This window comes from Rhodococcus sp. FH8, from assembly GCF_019266085.1.
Classification (GTDB): Bacteria; Actinomycetota; Actinomycetes; order Mycobacteriales; family Mycobacteriaceae; genus Rhodococcus_F; species Rhodococcus_F qingshengii.
The window spans coordinates 309,771-328,261 of sequence record NZ_LPNQ01000077.1 but is presented as its reverse complement, the minus strand read 5'-3'; the positions used below and the strand labels follow the sequence as shown (position 1 = coordinate 328,261).

The 18,491-nt window shown below is 61.1% G+C and carries 18 protein-coding genes; 7 read left to right on the top strand and 11 right to left on the bottom strand.

All coding sequences use genetic code 11. The features are described from left to right. The 3 genes from ATN38_RS23250 (at window position 1) to ATN38_RS23240 (ending at window position 2,503) form a co-directional block, all read left to right on the top strand. Entirely contained in the window at window positions 1-609 is a 609-nt protein-coding gene (locus ATN38_RS23250) for a TetR/AcrR family transcriptional regulator (protein WP_218748745.1), read from the top strand. Between the two features lies 1 nt (window position 610). Further along, the gene (gluQRS, locus tag ATN38_RS23245; RefSeq protein WP_042447725.1) at window positions 611-1,507 is read left to right on the top strand and encodes a tRNA glutamyl-Q(34) synthetase GluQRS; all 897 of its coding nucleotides are present in this window, start codon (window positions 611-613) and stop codon (window positions 1,505-1,507) included. Window positions 1,508-1,762: 255 nt separating this feature from the next. Beyond that, the gene (locus tag ATN38_RS23240; RefSeq protein ID WP_003943863.1) at window positions 1,763-2,503 is read left to right on the top strand and encodes an EAL domain-containing protein; all 741 of its coding nucleotides are present in this window, start codon (window positions 1,763-1,765) and stop codon (window positions 2,501-2,503) included. A 28-nt stretch (window positions 2,504-2,531) separates the two neighbouring features. Here ATN38_RS23240 and ATN38_RS23235 read toward each other — a convergent pair whose 3' ends face one another. Beyond that, window positions 2,532-3,185 carry a DUF4190 domain-containing protein gene (locus ATN38_RS23235; protein WP_204855050.1) on the bottom strand — a complete coding sequence of 218 codons (654 nt, stop codon included), beginning with the start codon at window positions 3,183-3,185 and terminating at the stop codon, window positions 2,532-2,534. Between the two features lie 400 nt (window positions 3,186-3,585). On the opposite strand from ATN38_RS23235, the gene ATN38_RS33125 reads away from it, so the two are divergent. Both ATN38_RS33125 and ATN38_RS23225 read left to right on the top strand, forming a co-directional pair. Further along, the gene (locus ATN38_RS33125) at window positions 3,586-4,281 is read left to right on the top strand and encodes a hypothetical protein (RefSeq protein WP_308112948.1); all 696 of its coding nucleotides are present in this window, start codon (window positions 3,586-3,588) and stop codon (window positions 4,279-4,281) included. A 118-nt stretch (window positions 4,282-4,399) separates the two neighbouring features. Next, entirely contained in the window at window positions 4,400-5,134 is a 735-nt protein-coding gene (locus tag ATN38_RS23225) for a queuosine precursor transporter (protein WP_030535741.1), read from the top strand. Here the strand turns inward: ATN38_RS23225 and tgt are convergent. The 6 genes from tgt to ATN38_RS23195 all read right to left on the bottom strand — a co-directional run bounded on the left by tgt (window position 5,125) and on the right by ATN38_RS23195 (window position 13,992). Further along, window positions 5,125-6,414 (bottom strand): tRNA guanosine(34) transglycosylase Tgt, encoded by a 1,290-nt coding sequence (gene tgt, locus ATN38_RS23220; protein ID WP_042447721.1) that lies wholly within the window; start codon window positions 6,412-6,414, stop codon window positions 5,125-5,127. The two genes, ATN38_RS23225 and tgt, sit on opposite strands and share 10 nt — an antisense overlap. Before the next feature lie 55 nt (window positions 6,415-6,469). Next, entirely contained in the window at window positions 6,470-7,138 is a 669-nt protein-coding gene (locus ATN38_RS23215; protein ID WP_042447719.1) for a GPP34 family phosphoprotein, read from the bottom strand. Window positions 7,139-7,160: 22 nt separating this feature from the next. Further along, a complete protein-coding gene (locus tag ATN38_RS23210; protein WP_003943946.1) occupies window positions 7,161-9,092 on the bottom strand; it encodes an ABC transporter ATP-binding protein in 1,932 nt (643 codons plus the stop codon). Continuing rightward, complete coding sequence (locus ATN38_RS23205) at window positions 9,089-10,822, bottom strand: ABC transporter ATP-binding protein (RefSeq protein ID WP_003943950.1); 1,734 nt, start codon at window positions 10,820-10,822, stop codon at window positions 9,089-9,091. The genes ATN38_RS23210 and ATN38_RS23205 overlap by 4 nt, the downstream gene beginning before the upstream one ends. 114 nt (window positions 10,823-10,936) lie before the next feature. Then, a complete protein-coding gene (locus tag ATN38_RS23200) occupies window positions 10,937-13,291 on the bottom strand; it encodes an MMPL family transporter (RefSeq protein ID WP_063315228.1) in 2,355 nt (784 codons plus the stop codon). A gap of 71 nt (window positions 13,292-13,362) precedes the next feature. Then, window positions 13,363-13,992, bottom strand: coding sequence for a TetR/AcrR family transcriptional regulator (locus ATN38_RS23195; RefSeq protein WP_007731646.1), 630 nt, complete (start codon window positions 13,990-13,992; stop codon window positions 13,363-13,365). Window positions 13,993-14,242: 250 nt separating this feature from the next. Here ATN38_RS23195 and ATN38_RS23190 point away from each other — a divergent pair, with 250 nt between their 5' ends. Next, window positions 14,243-15,352, top strand: coding sequence for a GGDEF domain-containing protein (locus tag ATN38_RS23190; protein WP_020968182.1), 1,110 nt, complete (start codon window positions 14,243-14,245; stop codon window positions 15,350-15,352). Window positions 15,353-15,364: 12 nt separating this feature from the next. Here ATN38_RS23190 and ATN38_RS23185 read toward each other — a convergent pair whose 3' ends face one another. Further along, window positions 15,365-15,820 (bottom strand): Rrf2 family transcriptional regulator, encoded by a 456-nt coding sequence (locus tag ATN38_RS23185; protein WP_003943908.1) that lies wholly within the window; start codon window positions 15,818-15,820, stop codon window positions 15,365-15,367. Window positions 15,821-15,948: 128 nt separating this feature from the next. Here ATN38_RS23185 and ATN38_RS23180 point away from each other — a divergent pair, with 128 nt between their 5' ends. Then, entirely contained in the window at window positions 15,949-16,890 is a 942-nt protein-coding gene (locus ATN38_RS23180; RefSeq protein WP_007731649.1) for a sterol desaturase family protein, read from the top strand. On the opposite strand, the gene ATN38_RS23175 is transcribed toward ATN38_RS23180, so the two are convergent. The 3 genes from ATN38_RS23175 to ATN38_RS23165 all read right to left on the bottom strand — a co-directional run bounded on the left by ATN38_RS23175 (window position 16,856) and on the right by ATN38_RS23165 (window position 18,352). After that, window positions 16,856-17,194: a DUF202 domain-containing protein gene (locus ATN38_RS23175; RefSeq protein ID WP_003943794.1), complete on the bottom strand. Its 339-nt coding sequence runs from the start codon at window positions 17,192-17,194 to the stop codon at window positions 16,856-16,858. The two genes, ATN38_RS23180 and ATN38_RS23175, sit on opposite strands and share 35 nt — an antisense overlap. Beyond that, window positions 17,195-17,545: a YidH family protein gene (locus ATN38_RS23170; protein WP_210377943.1), complete on the bottom strand. Its 351-nt coding sequence runs from the start codon at window positions 17,543-17,545 to the stop codon at window positions 17,195-17,197. It lies immediately after the preceding gene. Between the two features lie 123 nt (window positions 17,546-17,668). Continuing rightward, window positions 17,669-18,352, bottom strand: a complete 684-nt coding sequence (locus tag ATN38_RS23165) for a YceI family protein (protein ID WP_218748739.1) — start codon at window positions 18,350-18,352, stop codon at window positions 17,669-17,671. Window positions 18,353-18,491 lie beyond the last annotated feature (139 nt).

The following is an 18,491-nucleotide window of genomic DNA, read 5'->3' as shown; positions in this document are numbered from 1 at the left end:
ATGCCGGAACGCCGAAAATCCTCCACGAGTCCAGACCTGCTTGCGGCGGCATTGTTCGATGTCGCCGCGGAATCCGGACTGGAAAATGCCAGCGTTCGCGAGGTCGCAAAACGGGCGGGTGTCTCGATCGGCGCAGTGCAACATCATTTCTCGACCAAGGACGAGATGTTCGCATTCGCACTGCGAACACTCGTCGATCGATTGTTGACGCGACTGGCCGAATCGTCCGCCGACGCGGACCCGCATACCGCCCTGTTCCAGGCGCTCTCGCAACTCCTGCCCCTCGACGAGCAACGCACGCGTGAGGCGCATGTGCTCGCCGCGTTTGCCGTGCGCGCCGCAACCAGTGAGTCACTCTCCGAAATCCGCCGGACAACCCTGTTCACAATCCGCACCGGCATCTCGACAGTTCTGATCGGCATCGGAACTCCGGAAGCGGAAACCAGAGCGGCACTTCTGCTTTCAACCGTCAATGGATTGGCACTCGACGCACTCGGAAGCCCCGCCATGTATCCGCCGCAGTACCTCGATCACGCTTTGGAAACCCAGATCCGCCTCACCCTGCACGACGCCGAGAACCCGCTCGCCACCGTCGGGCTCGCCAGCTGACGTGGAAGGAGCAGGACGCTTCGCGCCGAGCCCGTCCGGCGATCTCCATCTGGGAAACCTCCGGACTGCTCTCCTGGCCTGGCTGTTCGCCCGCACCAGCGGGCGCGACTTCCTCATTCGGGTAGAGGATCTCGACCGTGTCCGCCCCGGCGCGATGGAACGACAACTCGACGATCTGCGCAGGCTCGGCCTCACGTGGGACGGCCCAGTCGTATTGCAGTCACACCGTCTTCCCTTGTACCACAAGGCTATCGACCAATTGCGCGAGCGTGACCTGACCTATCCCTGCTTCTGCACACGCAAGGAGATCCTGCAGGCACCGTCAGCGCCCCATGCTCCAGACGGCGCCTACCCCGGCACGTGTCGGAACCTTTCGGAGGCCGAACGCGCCGAGAAATCGGCAAGTGGCCGATCTCCCGCGCTGAGGCTACGGGCCGGCATCGACTCGTTCACCGTCCATGACGAACTGTTCGGCGAGGTGACGGGACCAGTCGACGACGTCGTCCTGCTCCGCGGAGACGGGGTGCCCGCTTACAACCTTGCCGTTGTCGTCGACGACGGTGCACAGAACATCGACCAGGTGGTTCGCGGCGACGACCTCCTGACCTCGGCTCCACGTCAGGCATACCTTGCCCAGCTGCTCGACATCGAACCACCGTCGTACGCCCACGTTCCTCTTGCCTTGAACAGTGAAGGCAAGCGACTCGCGAAGCGCGACGGCGCAGTGACTCTGGCAGATCAACTCGAGGCCGGACGCAGTACCGAGCAGGTTCTGACGATGATCGCGTCGAGCATCGGTCTCGCCGAACCCGGCGAGGTTGTCACACCACCCCAATTGGCGGATCGATTCGACTCTCGCAAGATCCCCCGGACCCCGTGGATTTTCCCGGCGAAGTAAGTGACGTATCAATCGGTGCCTCGTCGGAACAAAACTACGATTGTCCGATATGACAAAGCCGTCCGCAATAGCTATTCGTTGGCAATTCTCGAATAGTGAAGTACGGTCGAGACTGGCGAAGGAAATTCAGGGCGAGTTGTTCCTGCAAAACCACGCCCGGGATCTGAACCTGGAATCCGACCACAGTACCCACTTGCAGCATCCACGCTGACACGCACGTGCGGCACGGGCGACTCAGGACGAAAAGGAATACGCATGGTCCGCGAGCTTCGCGAGGCACTCGACGACCATCAATTCGAGGTGTTGTATCAACCCCAGGTCAATCTGAACTCGTCAGCAATTATCAGCTATGAAGCTCTTTTGCGTTGGCGCCATCCGCTGCGAGGGTTGATCGAACCTCAAGATTTCATGCGCTCCGCCGAATCCTCTGGGCTCATCATTCCCATCGGGCTACAAGCTCTGGAAATGATTTGTGCCCAAACAGCGTCGTGGCCTGAGCACATGATGGTCGCGGTCAACTTTTCGCCTCGCCAACTCGCTACCCCGCACGCCGCTCACGAGATCCTCGGAGCGCTCGACAGTTCACAAACGCCACTGAGCAGAATAATCGTGGAAGTCACCGAACTCGGCGTCGTAGGCCGGCATGCCGCCGAGACTCTTCACGTCTTGCACAACGAGGGAATTCGAATCGCGCTGGATGATTTCGGGGCGGGCTTCGCGTCCTTCTCCGCATTGTCGGAATTGCCGCTCGACATTCTCAAGATCGACCAATCCTTGACCTGGGCTGTCAGCGCAGCGGGTCGTGCTGGAGACCGCGCCTTCATGGTCATGGAGTCCATCGCCGACATCGCTCGGAAGCTAGGGCTTGATTCGATCGCAGAGGGCGTCGAAACCGCGGAACACGCAGCCAACGTCTTGCGGGCCGGCTGCGACATGGGCCAGGGCTATTACTTCGGCAAGCCACTTCCTGCGTCGTCCGTCGTCACTCCCGTGTGAGCGCTCGCCACTTCAGCACGACGACACTTCAGTACGACGACGATGCACTCGCTATGAGTGCGACCACGAGAATCACGGCAAAAATTGCCAAGAAGGCCGCGCCGACCGCAATTCCGGCTATCGCAAGCCCGCGCCCCTGTTGACCTGTCTGCTTGATCTGATTGAGCGCGACAATTCCCAGAATGATTCCGACGATTCCGCCGAGACTGTAGAAGCAACCACCCGCAAGCGATACAACCAGCGATGCAATTGCGAGACCATTGGTGCCGACCGGCTGCATCGGCGGTGCGTACCCACCCGCGAATTGATTCGGTTGACCGTACGGGTTCGGAGGTTGGCCGTACTGAGGCTGTCCGTATTGAGCCTGTCCGTATTGTCCGGGTTGCTGATATTGATTCTGCTGATATTGATTCTGCGGTCCGAAATTCTGCGGCGGCAGGTACGGGTTCGGTTCACCGATTCCGCCCGGCTGGGGGTTATTACCGGGCGGGTTGTACGACGGCGGTGGATAACCCGGGTACTGCTCGTTGGGAGTGGTATATCCGGGAACTTCAGGTGAAGACTGCGTTTCGGACGGGGACACGCCGTACCCCCCAGGAGGCAGGCTCGGAAATTCTCCGTACCCAGGTTTTGCCTGGTAATCGCTCGAAGAATCGTCGTTGTTGCCCCCGGAACTCGTCATACAACGCAGCCTAAACCACAGGTGACCTCCGAATCCAAGTGAGCAGATGTCATCCACATCGCTCTTTGATCCCAGTAGGGTCATATCCACTGTCACACTCGAGCGCGATATTTACGACTGAGGGGAACACATGACAACCGGTGGGTACAACCCCAACCAGAATCCAGAAGGCGGGAAGCAATTCCCACCCCAGGATCCATATGGCCAGCAGGGAACACCTCCTCCCGGAAGTTACCCACCACCCGCAGGCCCCCCGCAGGGAGGTAGCTACCCGCCGCCTCCACAGGGCGGAAACTTCCCGCCCCCTCAAGGTGGCAACTACCCGCCGCCTCCGCAGGGTGGAAGCTATCCCCCTCCCGGTGGCAACTACCCACCGCCTGGTGGGTACCCGCCTCCTCCCGTGGGCGGCAACTTCCCGCCGCCGCCCGCCAATGACTACGGCGCAGGATTCGGTGGACCACAGCTTTCCGTGGGTGCCGCGCTGAATTACGGCTGGGAACGCTTCAAGAACAATGCGTTGACGTGGATCGGCATCACTGTTGTCGCGGGCCTGATTTCGTTTGGCATCAACCTGTTGTTCGGGGGCTTCGACTTCTCGACCGACGGGTCGACTTCGGTGTCGGCGTTGAGCATCATAGGCGGATTGGTCTCGATCGTCGTCAGCATTCTGATCCAGGCTGCCTACGTTCGAGGTGCCCTTCATGAAGTCGACGGCAACAAGCCGGCTTTCGGTTCCTTCTTCCAATTCTCGAACATCGGCGCCGTTATTCTGGCGAGCATCTTGGTCGGGTTCGCGGTAGCGATCGGCCTCGTCCTGCTGATCATTCCGGGCATCGTCATCGCATTCCTGACCTATTTCACGTTGCAGTTCGTGATCGATCAGGATCAGGATCCCGTCACCGCAATCAAGTCGAGCGCCAGCGTCATCTCGAAGAATGTCGGCCCACTGCTTCTACTGGCACTCGCGGCAATCGGCATCAACCTCGTTGGCGCACTGCTCTGCGGTCTCGGATTGCTGGTCACCGGACCGGTCACTCTCATCGCAGGCACCTATGCGTATCGCGTCATCACAGGACGCTTCGTAGCAGCACTCTGACGAGGCTTCACCCCATCACCGAAGGCCCTGCGGTTCCACGTGAAACCGCAGGGCCTTCGGTGTGTTCTGCGCAACTGGACGGTCGCCAACTCGCATCCGAGCGCCTTGTGGTGCTTGGATGACGGACGTGACAGCTCAGGATCAGCAAGACGAATCGACCCACGAAACCAAATTTGCGCACGTCAGCCGGGGTTATTACCCGACGATCGTCGCGCTCTTCACCGCAACGCTGCTGATCTCGAACGTGGCGGCGACCAAGGGGGTCGCCTTCTTTGCGGATTCCGACTTCTCGCTCGGTCCCTTGCAGATTCTGCCCATAATCACCGATGGTGGATTCTTCTTGTTCCCGCTCGCCTACGTCCTCGGTGACGTGCTCAGCGAGGTCTACGGCTTCAAAGCGACCCGACGCGCGATCTACCTGGGCTTCGGCGCACTGATTCTTGCCGCTGCGTGCTTCTGGATTGCAGTGCAACTCCCGTCGGCAGAGTTCTACGAGAACCAGGCCGCCCTCGAAACCGTGGTCGGTGTCATTCCCCGGCTACTGGTCGCGGGCTTGGCCGCCTACCTCGTCGGACAGCTACTGAACTCACTGGTTCTGGTCATGATGAAAAAGCGCATGCAGGAGAAGCATCTGTGGGCGCGACTGATCGGCTCGACCGTCGTCGGCGAATTCGCCGATACCCTCATCTTCTGTTCCATCGCGGCCGGTGTCATCGGCATCAGCACATGGGAAGACTTCATCAACTACGTGCTGGTCGGCTTCCTGTGGAAGACGCTTGTCGAGGTTCTGGTCATGCCGATCACCTACCGCGTCATCGCATACGTGAAGAAGCGCGAACCGACCTACGCCTGAGGTGCAGGCGTCTTCGCCGCGTAGAACTTTCCGAGCATGTCTGCCTTGAAGTCGTGGAAGTACCCACCTTCGATGCTGGCTCGGATGTCGTCGACCAACTTCACGGTGAATCGCTCGTTGTGGATGGTGCAAAGCGTCGACGCGAGCATTTCCTTCGCCTTGAAGAGGTGATGGATGTACGCGCGGGTGTAATTGGCGCACGTGTAGCAGTCGCACTCGTCGTCGATAGGCGTGAAGTCACGACGGAATCGGCTGGTGTTGATGTTGAACCTGCCGGAGCGGACGTAAATCGCAGCATTGCGAGCAACACGCGACGGGTTGACGCAGTCGAAAGTGTCCGCGCCGTTCTCGATTGCGACGAAGAAGTCGTCCGGTTCACTGATGCCGAGCATATGACGCGGCTTGTTCTCGGGTAGTTCCTCGTTACACCAACGCACGATCGTTCCGAGGTTCTGCTTCTCGAGGGCGCCGCCGATGCCGTAGCCGTCGAAGCCGTATCCGTTCTCGCCTTCGATCGACTCGAGTCCGCGGCAGGCTTGACGTCGCAGATCTTCGTACTGCGCGCCTTGGATCACGCCGAAGAGAGCCTGATAGGGCTTGTCAGCGCGTTCGGCGGTGAGCTTCTCGTGTTCATTGATACAGCGGATCGCCCACGCCTGCGTGCGCTCGACCGATCGCTCCTGGTAGCCGCGGGTGTTGAGCAGCGTTGTGAGCTCGTCGAACGCGAACATGATGTCGGCGCCGAGCTGATGCTGGATCTGCATCGACACCTCGGGGGTGAAGCGATGCTTACTGCCGTCGAGGTGCGATTTGAAGGTCACGCCCTCGTCGTCGACCGTCGCCAGACGCTCCTTGCCCTTTGCGATGACGTCGTCGGACTGCACGCCGACGGCCTCCATCGCGAGCACCTTCTTGAACCCGACGCCAAGAGACATCACCTGGAAGCCACCGCTGTCGGTGAAGGTGGGGCCGTCCCAGTTCATGAACTTGCCCAGCCCGCCGGCCTCGTCGACGATGTCGGGTCCCGGCTGCAAGTACAGGTGGTACGCATTGGCGAGCAACGACTGCGCACCGAGTTCCTTCATGGACTCGGGCAGCACGGCCTTGACCGTGGCCTTGGTTCCGACGGCCACGAACGACGGCGTCGCGATATCACCGTGCGGTGTGTGGATGGTGCCGGTTCGTCCGAGCCGGTCCTCGAGCCTGGTCCCTACCGTGAAGATCGACTCGGGACGCTTGTCGACGACGGGCTCGGGCGGTGTCGGTACTGCAGAAGTCACGGGTTCAATCCTGTCACAGCCGCAGAAAGGGGCACGTCGTGCAGTATCGCTACGTTCACGATCCCGAGGATGCCGACGCTGCAATCGTTGCGGTGAGCGCAGCAGTGGTGGCTGCCTGCGTCGCGGCGATCGACTGCCGCACTGCCTCGCTCGCCCAGTTTCCTTGCGACAGCACTTTCGCTCGCGCTTTCGCCGCCTTGAACTGATCGGCCGGAACGATCACCTTGAGCATGTTCGCGCCTGCCAGGATCGATACCAATGCACCTTCGGTGGAAGTGGGTTGGCGGACGCCCAGCAGAATCTCACGCAGCACGAAGCGCAGTTGATCCTCGTACTGCGGACTGGTCGCCGGCCATCTGACGCTCGGAAAGATCCCGAACACTTGATGTTCCACGGCCGTCACTATTCCGCGGGCTCCCATACCTGCATAGAGCGCTTTCCTTGCACCCTTCGCAAGTCGGTTCACCACCGCAGTCGGCCGGGCCGGTGGCTTCTCGGCCAGCCGTGCCAATGCAGCGTTGAGAGTGGGATCCGCGAGTGGCCGATTGTCGATGACGACCGCCCGCGCCCGCCATCCGGAGCCGTCGAGGCGAACGCGGTCGGCAAGCACAAGCTCGACCAACAAGGCGCCTCCGAGCGCAACATCGACGTAGGACGACGAACGCAGTAGCTTTCCGCTGACGTCGTCGGTGGCGAGCAACAGCAGATCCTCGGCAATCAGCATGCTCACCACCGTAGTAGTGCGATCAGATCTCCGCGCCCACGAATTGGCTGTTGTACAGACGGAAGTACGCGCCGCGGGATTCGAGCAGAGCCTCATGGCTCCCCTGCTCCACGATCCGGCCTTCCTCCATCACCACGATCAGGTTCGCATCACGAATTGTCGAAAGACGGTGCGCGATGACAAAGCTGGTGCGGTCGTTGCGCAGAACCGCGGTGGCGCTCTGGACCAGCAGTTCGGTGCGTGTGTCCACCGAACTGGTCGCCTCGTCGAGGATCAGGATGGACGGCTGCGAGATGAAGGCGCGGGCGATAGTGATGAGCTGCTTCTCGCCCGCACTGACGTTGCTGCCTTCCTCGTCGATGACCGTGTCGTAACCCTCAGGCAGAGAGTGCACGAACTTGTCGACGTAGCTCATCTCGGCCGCGCGACGAATCTCCTCGTCGGTGGCACCAGGCTTGCCGTACGCGATGTTCTCGCGGATGGTTCCACCGAAGAGCCACGCGTCCTGCAGAACCATGCCGATCCGTGAGCGCAGATCGTCTCGCGTCATGTCGGCGATGTCGATGCCGTCCAAGGTGATTCGGCCCGAATTGAGTTCGTAGAACCGCAGGATGAGGTTGACGAGGGTGGTCTTGCCGGCGCCGGTGGGTCCGACGATCGCAACCATCTGGCCCGGCTCGGCAGTCAGGGATAGGTCCTCGATCAGCGGCTGTTCCGGCTTGTAACTGAAGGTGACGTTCTCGAACTTGACGCGACCCTTGTCGACCGTGGGCGACTTCGCACTCTTCGGGTCCTCCGACTGCTCCTCTTGGTCGAGCAGCGCGAAGACCCGCTCGGCCGAAGCGACGCCGGACTGCAGCAGATTGGTCATCGACGCGATCTGCGTGAGCGGCTGGGTGAACTGCCGCGAGTACTGGATGAACGCTTGCACATCGCCGAGCGTCATCGTTCCGGATGCGACGCGCATGCCACCCACCACTGCGATGGCGACGTAGTTGAGGTTGCCCAGGAACATCACGGCCGGCATGACCAGACCGGAGATGAACTGCGCCTTGAAGCTGGACTCGTACAGATCCTCGTTCTGCTTGCGGAAGCGCTCCTCGACCTCCTGCTGGCGACCGAACACCTTGACCAACTCGTGGCCGCTGAATGCTTCCTCGACCTGCGCGTTGATTCCGCCGGTGCTCTTCCACTGCGCCACGAAGTGCTTCTGTGAACGCTTCGCGATAAACGCCGTCACCATGATCGACAGCGGAACAGTTGCCACCGCGATCAAGGCGAGCAGAGGTGAGATCCACAGCATCATCACCAGAATGCCCAGGACGGTCATCACCGACATGACCAACTGGCTGAGCGTCTGCTGCAAGCTCTGCGCGACGTTGTCGATATCATTGGTCACGCGTGAGAGAACATCACCGCGGGCATGGGTATCGAAGTACCGCAAGGGAAGTCGGTGAATCTTCTGCTCGACGTCCTCACGCAGACGACGAACGGTTCGCTGGACCACGATGTTGAGCAGATACGCCTGCAGCCAACTGAACAGCGACGCGCAGACGAACAGCAGCAGCACGATCATCAAGACCTTGCCGACTGCGTCGAAATCGATTCCGGTTCCAGGCACAACTGCCATGCCGGACACCATGTCGGCGAGCTGACCCTGCCCCGAAGCGCGCAATCCTTCGACAGCCTGTTCCTTTGTCGTCCCCGGCTGGAGTTGCTTGCTGACGATGCCGTCGAAGATCAGGTTGGTGGCGTTTCCCAGGATCTTCGGAGCGATCGAGGAAAGTACGACGCTTGCCGTCACCAAAGCGAAGATCAGGACGACGATCGGCTTGTCGGGGCTCAAGCGTCCAAGGAGACGTTTGAGCGAAGGGCCGAAGTTCATGGCCTTCTTTGTGGGATCACCGCCGCCGGGCGGGCCGATGGGAGGCGAGGAAGTCGGCCGATTGCTCATGATGCGTCCTGTACGGCTAGCTGAGAGGCGACAATTTCGCCGTAGGTGGGACAACTGACCACGAGTTCGTCGTGCGTGCCGATCCCCACGATGGCGCCGTCGTCGAGCACGATGATCTGATCGGCTTCCACGATGGTGGAAATGCGCTGCGCGACAACGACGATGCAGGCGTCTTGCGTGACCGGCCGGAGCGCCGCACGCAGCCTCGCATCAGTAGTGAGGTCGAGTGCCGAGAAGGAATCGTCGAACAGATAGATCTGCGGCTTACGCACCAACGCTCTCGCGATGGCGAGTCGCTGACGCTGACCGCCCGATACCGTCGTACCGCCTTGTGCCACCGGTGTGTCCAGGCCTTCGGGCATGGCGCGGACGAAGTCGGCAGCTTGGGCGATCTCGAGGCACTCCCACAGCCATTCGTCGGTAGCTTCGGGGTTTCCGTAGCGGAGATTGGTGGCGACAGTGCCGGAGAACAGATACGGCTTCTGCGGGACCAGACCGATCACCGAACAGAGCAGCTCCGTGTCGATGTCGCGGACGTCGACGCCGCCCACCGATACCGATCCGGAGGTGGAGTCGATCAACCGCGGAATCAGGTTGAGCAGAGTGGTCTTTCCCGATCCGGTGCCGCCGATGATCGCCGTCGTCTTGCCTGGTTCGGCGCGGAAGGTGATGTCGCGCAACACTGGCTCCTCGGCTCCGGGGAACTGGAACTGAGCTCCACGAAGTTCGACGACTCCCGGGTCCTTCAGTTCTCGGACAGGATTCTCGGGCGGGATCACCGACGAATCCGTGTCGAGTACTTCGGAGATACGTTCGGCGCACACCGACGCACGCGGCAGCATCACCGCCATGAAAGTGGCCATCATGACGGCCATCAGGATCTGCATGATGTAGCTGAGCATCGCGGTGAGCGAGCCGATCTGCATCGAGCCCTCGTTGATCTGATGGCCACCGAACCAGATGACCGCGACGCTGGTGACATTGCTGATCAGCATCACGAGCGGGAACATCAGTGCCATGAGGCGGCCGACGCCGAGTGCAGTCTCCGTCAGCTCACGGTTGGCATCGCCGAAACGCTCTACCTCGTACGGTTCCCGTACAAACGCTCGGACGACACGGATGCCCGTGATCTGTTCGCGAAGAACACGGTTGACGGCGTCGAGGCGGCCCTGCATGACCCTGAATCCGGGGACCATCCGGGCAATCAGGAAACCCATCGAGACTACGAGAAGCGGGACGCTGATCCCCAGGATCCAGGACAGATTCAGGTCCTGACGCAGAGCCATGATGATGCCGCCGACGCACATGATCGGCGCCATGACGAGGATGGTGCAACTCATCACGACCATCATCTGCACTTGCTGGACGTCGTTGGTGTTGCGGGTGATCAGCGAAGGCGCACCGAAGTGCCCGACCTCTCGGGCCGAAAACGTCCCGACCTGATGCAGCACCGAAGCCCGGAGATCGCGTCCGACGCCCATGGCGACTCGCGCACCGAAGAAGACGGCACCCACCGAGCACAGGATCTGCGTGAGCGTGACCATCAGCATCATCCCGCCGGTGGAGAGGATGTAGCCGGTGTCGCCTTTCGTCACGCCGTTGTCGATGATGTCGGCGTTGAGACTCGGAAGGTAAAGGGCCGCCATAGTCGAAATAAACTGCAGGACGACAACGCCCGTGAGTTCACCCCGGTACGGCGTCAGATAAGTGCGCAGCAGCCTGATCAGCATAGTGAGCGAAGGTTACCAATCCTGGCCGACATGTGCCGCTGGATATTTCGATACACAAAAACTGCTGTGCGCCTTTATTAACCGCGGGGGGTTAATAAAGGCGCACAGCAGAGATCAAGCAGATGCGGACTGAAGCTCCGCTTCCTTTTCTTCACGGAGGGCCTTGCTGAGCTTCTCACCCTCGATGTCGACGTTCGGCAGAATCTTGTCCAGCCACTTCGGCAGCCACCACGCCTTGTCGCCGAGCAGTGCCATGACGGACGGGATGATCACCATGCGCACGATGAAGGCGTCGAAGAACACCGCCGCGGCAAGCGCGAAGCCGATCGACTTGATGAACGAGTTCGGTTCCGCGATGAAGGCACCGAACACGGAGATCATGATGACCGCGGCCGCACTGACGACCCGGGCGCCATGGTTGAAGCCGATGGTCACGGCCTCCTTCGCGCTCGCGCCGTGGACGTACTCCTCACGCATACGCGTCACGAGGAACACCTGGTAGTCCATCGCGAGTCCGAACACCACACCGATCAGGAAGATCGGCATGAAACTCACGAGTGGTTGCGGGTTCGAGATGATGCCCAACCAACCGTGCTGGAAGATCGCCACCGTCGCACCGAATGTCGCGAGCACGCTGAGCAGGAAGCCGAGCGTCGCCGTCAGCGGAACCAGGATCGAACGGAACACCAAGAGCAACAAGATGAATGCAAGGCCGACGACGACGGCCAGGTAGGGCACCAATGCATCCTTCAGCGTGTCCGAAACGTCGCCTTCGAGTGCGGTCTGACCGGTGATGCCGTAGCTGACGCCGATCGAATCGTTGAGTCCGCCTTCGGCTCCACGAAGGCTGGACACCAGATCCATCGTGGCGGGGTCGGTCGGACCACTCTTCGGAGTGATCAGTACCTGCGCGGTGTCGCCGGCCTCGTTGACCCCGACGACCTGTGCGTTCTGGACGTCATCGAAGCTCGAGATGGTCGAGACGACCTCCGCAAAGGCCTCCCCGGCGGGAACGCTGGCCCCCTTCGCGTCGACAACGGCGATGAGCGGTCCGTTGCGACCGTCACCGAAGCCCTCGTCGATCAGGTCGTATGCCTGACGCGCACTGGTCGCCGGGTCACCGGTGGCCTCCGACGGCAGTGCCAGGCTCAATCCCGTTGCGGGCAGAGCCAATGCGCCCAGAAGCACTACTCCACCGATCAGCGGCACGAGCGGACGACGGACGACGGCACTGATGAAGCGCAGAGCCAACTTCGGCTTGCCCGAATCTTCGTCTTCGGACTCCTCAGCGCGCTTGCTGAGGAAGGGAATCTTGCCGGCAAAAGCCTTGCGTCCGAACATACCCAGGATCGCAGGCAGCAAGGTCAAGGCGATCAGAACCGCGATCAGCACGGTAAAGGCCGCTGCCGCACCCATATCGGAGAGGAACGGGATGCCGACGACGCGCAATGCAACCAGCGCGATGATGACCGTCAAACCAGCGAATACCACTGCGGAACCGGCGGTTCCGACGGCGCGACCTGCTGCTTCGGCACGGTTGTCGGTAAGGGTGAGCTCATGCCTGAACCTGGACATGATGAACAGCGAGTAGTCGATCGCCACGGCCAGACCGATCATGATCGCCAACGTCGGAGTCATCGAACTGAGATCCATGAATCCGGTGGCAACCGTGATTCCGAGGCTGCCGATAGCGATACCGATGATCGCGGTGAGGAGCGGAAGCCCCGCGGCCACAAGCGAACCGAACGTGATGGCCAGAACGACTGCGGCAACGGCGATACCGATCAGCTCGGTGACACCACCGGGCATCTCCGCTTCCTGAGCAGCAGAACCACTGACCTGGACGTTGAGTCCCTCGGCCCGACCGACATCGGCTGCGGAGTTGATCGAATCACGCAACGCCTGATCGAGATCGGCGAAGTCACCGCTGAACGGAACCTCGACGTACCCGACTGTGCCGTCGGCACTGAGCGGCGACAACGCACGCGCGTCGTCCACGGCCTGTGTCTCGGAAGTTCCAGCCGCAGCAGCCTTTTCCTTGAACATCGCAACCATGGAGTCGTTGCCGGTAACCGGATTGACCAACGCCTTCGCGGCCTGTTCCGGAGTGGCAGTCGCCGGGTCCACCTTGGCAGAGTCGGCGACCTTGTCGATGCCACGAATACTCGCGAGCATGTCGTCCATGGCCTTGACGTTCGCCGGATCGGCCAGCGTCGTGCCTGCCGGAGCTTGCACTACGTATCGCGCGCTCAGCGAATCCATAGGATTGGGCGCGTCGGGAAAACGCTCCGCCATCAGGTCTTGCGCCTGCTGCGCCGGGGTTCCCGGAATGGAGAACGAGTCCTTGGTGGGGCCGGACAGAGTCGCTGCCCCGACGCCCATCAGAACCAGGATTATCAGCCAAACGCTGAGGACCGCGCCTTTTCGCCGGTAGGCGAACTTGCCGATCCGATAAAGATAGGTGGCCACGACGGGCTCCTTGCTGTTTCGGTGCGTGTACGTGGACAGGTATTACGTGTGGGGCTCAGAGACGAGACATCTCAGGGACGCGACATCTCAGGGGCAGGCGGCGGCGCGGGCAACCCGGCACGAATCTGCCGAAAAGCGTCGTGAACCAACTCTTCCGGACTGGAAGCCTCCGACTTTCCGCCAGTCCAGACGTCGATCACCGATTTAGCGGCTCCGCCCACCGCTCCCAGGAGGAGCGTCGGGTACAGGTCCTTCTCGGCGTCGGTACCGGTGCGCTCCGCCAATGCCTGAACGACTGCACGGTTGATCCGCTGATGCATGTCTGCGGCATCCCGGTAGAGCGCGGGACTCGAATCCGACAGCAGCCAGATACTTGCCTTCTCACTCCCACTCGGACCTGAGTCGTTCACGATTTCGACCACAAGTTCTTCGAGGACGTCGAGAATTGGTTCGTCCGCGGGCCGTGACGCAAGCGCCTCGATCCACAGGTTCACCGATTCCTCGAAACTGGCGAGCACTGCCTCCTCCTTGCTGGAGAAGTAGTTGTGGAACGTCCTCGTCGACACTCCGGCCTCGGAGGCGATTGCGTCAGCGGTGACGCATTCGATCCCCAGCGCACGAGCGAGCCGTGCTGCCGCGCCGCTGAGTGCGGCACGGGTTGCTGCCTTCTTGCGGTCACGAAGGCCTTGTTCGATGATCACCCCAACACGGTACCGAACTTGCAGAGCTCTGCAACTTTGCAGAGGTCTGCAATATTGTGCGATCGAACACACGGCACGGAAACTCGAGGCGTACCTCACACTCACGCACGGCAAATGCCTGAACAGCGCGACAGAGAGAGTTGCGAGCAACTCCACCGCCTGATGCCCCCTGCCAAGTTGACGCGTGAATCAACATGGCCTGACATACTTTGCGGTGAATTAACCGTAATTTGCTCGGCGAAGGAATCTGATGGACCCGCTCCTGCACACCTGGCCGGTTTCGTCCACGGTGATGCTGTGGGGATCGAAGTCCGGACGAGGCTCCGTACTACGTCTCGTCCGTCTCACCATCGGGTTCTGCTCACTCAATTTCTCGATCGTGGCGTTCCTGTTTCTCCTCAGCGGAGAGGGCCCGGACGGACCGTTTGCGCGCAGTTGGCTCGTCGGCATTGCGGCCGTCAACCTGATCCCTACGATTCTCTGGTTTGTCGGCCGAATCAGAGGTTCACGCATGCTCAAGCTCTACGGACTGTGGGCGGATCTCGGAACTGCCTCGGTTCTCATCACCTTCACCAGCCATAACGCCGCCCTCTTCGGCGCGGCACTCTTTGTCGCCACCGGCGCCTACTTCACCTATTTTCTCGATTACCGCTGGTTGGCCTTCCATCTCGCCTTTGCCACGACATTTGTCATCGCCCTGACGGTGCTCGGCCTGACGAACGGCGACTACTCGACAACCAGCGTGATCGCACGCACGGACGTCGTCCTGTGTGCCGTGATCTTCATTCCGGCCACGATTCAGTTCACTTGGCGGCAATTACTCGCGCGCGCAACGGGATCCAAAGTGGATGCGCTTACCGGCCTGTTGAACCGACGAGGACTGTGGGACATGTCGGAGCGCATCTGGTCGGTCGCGTCGGCAAATCGTGCCGACATTGCTGTTGCCGTCGTCGACATCGACAAGTTCAAGGCGGTGAACGACACGTTCGGCCACGAAGTCGGTGACGCCGTCATCATCCGGACCGGAACGCGCCTGCAGGCGCATGTGAACGGTTTCGGTTACGCCGCGCGCACCGGCGGCGAGGAGTTCACCGTTGTGATGATCGGTACTCCGTACGGACTTCGCAAACGAATCGCGACGCTCCCCAAAGCCGTGGTGAACGCCTCCGACGACCCCCTGGCCACGGTCAGCGTCGGCGCAGCGACGCTACCTTTCATCCCACATCAGGAAGAGTTCGACTACAACGAGTTCTCCCGAGCAATCGTTGCGGCCGATCATCTGATGTACGACGCAAAATCCGCGGGAGGCAACACCGCGAACACTGCTCCTATGGCAGTTCCGCGTCGACGGGCACACTGAAACCGGGCTGTATCAGCGCCGATTCCACGCCTCGGGATCCGCCGTCAGTTCGTGAATGAACTCGGGCAACTCTCCACCTGCAACATCGGTGAGTGTGACATTTTCGAGCACAGCACGGAGGTTGACTCGCACTGCAATCCACACCTCCTTGAGGGGCGTTGCCGGTCCCCCGTAGTCGACGTCTTCCGGTCGCTGACCCCGAATCGAAGCCAGCGGTCCCTCGACAGCTCGTATGACGTCGGCAATCGTGATCTCGTCCGCGGACCGAGCGAGCCAGTATCCCCCGTCCGGGCCTCGACGGCTGTTGACCAAGCCGCCGCGCCGCAGGTCCGAGAGCACCGCTTCCAGGAACTTGTGGGGTATTACCTGGGATTTGGCGAGAAACTCGGCCTTGGCCGGGTCAGGACCAACTGCCGCGAGCTCGACCAGAGTCCGCACGGCGTAGTCCACCTTCGCGGTGATATGCACCGGCAATTCCTACCATCGTTCTATGAATAGTCGCAACAAACCTGCGAGTTCTTCGCCGCAAAGGGTTCCCTGACGTTACATTTTAATGCATGATGTAACGATCAGAGCTAGAGAACAGGACAAATCGCGTGTGGGAAACCCTTCTCGAATCATGGAAGTCACTGCTCGAACCGCTCCATGATCCCGTTACGCTCGCAATCCCCGCGTTTGTCATCTTCCTCGCAATCGAATGGTTCGCGGCCCGTGCGCTCGAAGATCATCCCGACGACGCCGACGGACGCGCACGGCCGACACAGGGCGGCTACCGAAGCGTCGACGCCAGAACCAGCGTTCTACTCGGACTCGTGTCGATCGCAACGAGCACCTTCTGGAAAGTGCTGGCGCTGATCGGCTATTCCGCAATCTGGGTGTATCTCGCTCCGTGGCACCTCTCGCCGACTGCCTGGTACACCTGGGTGATCCTGCTGCTCGGAATCGACGTCCTCTATTACGCGTATCACCGCATCGCACACCGAGTTCGAGTCATCTGGGCCACACACCAGGCTCACCATTCGAGCGAGTACTTCAATTTCAGCACCGCACTGCGGCAGAAGTGGAACAACAGCGGTGAGATCATCATGTGGTTGCCGTTGCCGTTCCTCGGGATCCCGCCGTGGATGGTGTTCGTCGGCTTCTCCGTCAGCCTCGTCTACCAGTTCTTCGTCCACACCGAACGTGTCGGAAAACTCTGGCGGCCCATCGAATTCATCTTCAACACGCCGTCACACCATCGCGTCCACCACGGCTCCGACGCCGAGTACCTCGACCGCAACTACGCCGGAATCCTCATCATCTGGGACCGGATGTTCGGAACCTTCGCAGCCGAAACCCACCGGCCCACCTACGGACTCACGACGCCGGTCGGAACGTACAACATCTGGAAGCTCCAAACGCGCGAATATGCTGCCATTGCTCGTGATTGGAAGGCGTCGACATCGTGGCGGCAGCGAGCCGGCTACGTGTTCGGCCCGCCCGGCTGGGCGCCGAAAGCCGAGGTCACTTCAGCAGAATCCACAGCCCCGTCGCACTGAGCAGGAGCAGAGCGACCGCGAGAGTTGCTCCCATACCCAAAGCGGGCGTTGCCTTTTCGGCCGAAAACTGGGCCAACCGCCTGGGCCGCGACCGACGTTCGTAGACCGTCACCGCGACGACGAGCACGGCAGCGACGGACGGGCCGATCAGGGCCACCGACCCGAACGGCGGCAACCATCTCAGACAGGCGGCAGACAAGCCGAGGATCGACAGACTCGTACGCACGAACGAGAGCGATGTGCGCTCGGACTGCAAGCCCTTGTCCGGAGGCTTGACACCTTCCGACGGTTCCAGCGCGGTCAATCAGTTCACGACCTCGACCACCAGGACGGTCGCGCAGATCACCAGCACGATGCCGACGACCGGCGCCATGAGCGGCACCGGCAACGAGCGCTCAGTTCGCAGTGCACGCTCGGCGCTGATCCAGTGGACAAAGGAAGTGATGGCGATCAGAGCACCGCCGACGAGCAACAACGCGGCCAAGCCGGCACGAACCGTCGGGTCGAGAATGTCGCCGCCGAACGCTTCGAGTCCGACGCCCGACGCGACGAAGGCCGTTGCAGTGCGGATCCAAGCCAGATATGTCCGCTCATTGGCGAGCGTGAACCGTGGATCGGGGTCTTCGCCCGTTCGGAACGGTCTCCACCGGGGCATCACCTGTTCATTCCGTCCGGGCAGAGATCGCACACTGCCTTCGGAACGGACAAGAAGAAAGGAAGGTCATGTCCTTAATCTTCCCTGCCCGCCCCGAAGCAGTGCGAATCGGGTGGACGTAATTCAGCTCGCGGCGAGTGAGACCAGGAAGTCCACCGAGCCGCTGCCGTCGACGGTGACGAAACCGAGGGACGGAGGCTCGACTCCGAAATCGGTCCAGGTGACCGGAATCGAGCCCGATGCGATCAGCGAATCACCCGAATGCAGCACGGTCATGTCGACCGACACCGGCTTGGACTGACCCTTGAGCGTCAGCGTTCCTGACACCGTGACCGTCGCCGTTGTTCCGTCCGTCGGTACAGCAGACAAGTCCACCGGCGAGTCGATTGTGAACGTCGCCGTCGGATACGTGCTGGTATCCATCACATTGCCCGTGAACTGGCCGTCGCGCCGATCCGAGTCGGTCTTGATGCTTGCCACCTGCACCGTTACTTCGCCGGAAGTGAGCTTTTCACCCTCGACAACCGCGTTTCCGCTCACCTCGCCGGTGGTTCCGACGACGGTCACACTCGATCCGTTGAGAATCTCGTGCACGGTGTACCCAGCTGCCGTCTGGTTGTCCCCCTGCCCGGCGACGACGGTCCATTGCCCGTCGATCGATCCGGACGCCGCCTCCGCGCCCTCAGTGGACACCACGGCCGCCGGTGCATCGTCTTCAGCGATGAACTTCCCGTACGCCCACGGCCCCACGAACAGGGCGAGTACGACCACAACTACTGCTCCGCCGATCCACCAGATCTTTTTCATGGGCTCGACGATAGTTGCAGCTTCAACAGTTGTCAGGACTTACGACCTGGGAGAACCCTGTGAAAGTGCTCCACGACCACCCAAGGCGAGCCACATCTACAGCCATTAGTAATCATTTGGTAAAGTCGACTGTGCATTC

What these genes read in the sequence shown, in the direction of transcription:
- ATN38_RS23190 (WP_020968182.1), top strand. Translation starts at nt 14,243, where the DNA reads ATGGACCCGCTCCTGCACACCTGGCCGGTTTCGTCCACGGTGATGCTG.
- ATN38_RS23235 (WP_204855050.1), bottom strand. Translation starts at nt 3,185, where the DNA reads ATGACGAGTTCCGGGGGCAACAACGACGATTCTTCGAGCGATTACCAG.
- ATN38_RS23210 (WP_003943946.1), bottom strand. Translation starts at nt 9,092, where the DNA reads ATGAGCAATCGGCCGACTTCCTCGCCTCCCATCGGCCCGCCCGGCGGC.
- ATN38_RS23215 (WP_042447719.1), bottom strand. Translation starts at nt 7,138, where the DNA reads ATGCTGATTGCCGAGGATCTGCTGTTGCTCGCCACCGACGACGTCAGC.
- ATN38_RS23225 (WP_030535741.1), top strand. Translation starts at nt 4,400, where the DNA reads ATGACGGACGTGACAGCTCAGGATCAGCAAGACGAATCGACCCACGAA.
- ATN38_RS23250 (WP_218748745.1), top strand. Translation starts at nt 1, where the DNA reads ATGCCGGAACGCCGAAAATCCTCCACGAGTCCAGACCTGCTTGCGGCG.
- ATN38_RS23240 (WP_003943863.1), top strand. Translation starts at nt 1,763, where the DNA reads ATGGTCCGCGAGCTTCGCGAGGCACTCGACGACCATCAATTCGAGGTG.
- ATN38_RS23205 (WP_003943950.1), bottom strand. Translation starts at nt 10,822, where the DNA reads ATGCTGATCAGGCTGCTGCGCACTTATCTGACGCCGTACCGGGGTGAA.
- ATN38_RS23170 (WP_210377943.1), bottom strand. Translation starts at nt 17,545, where the DNA reads ATGCCCCGGTGGAGACCGTTCCGAACGGGCGAAGACCCCGATCCACGG.
- ATN38_RS23165 (WP_218748739.1), bottom strand. Translation starts at nt 18,352, where the DNA reads ATGAAAAAGATCTGGTGGATCGGCGGAGCAGTAGTTGTGGTCGTACTC.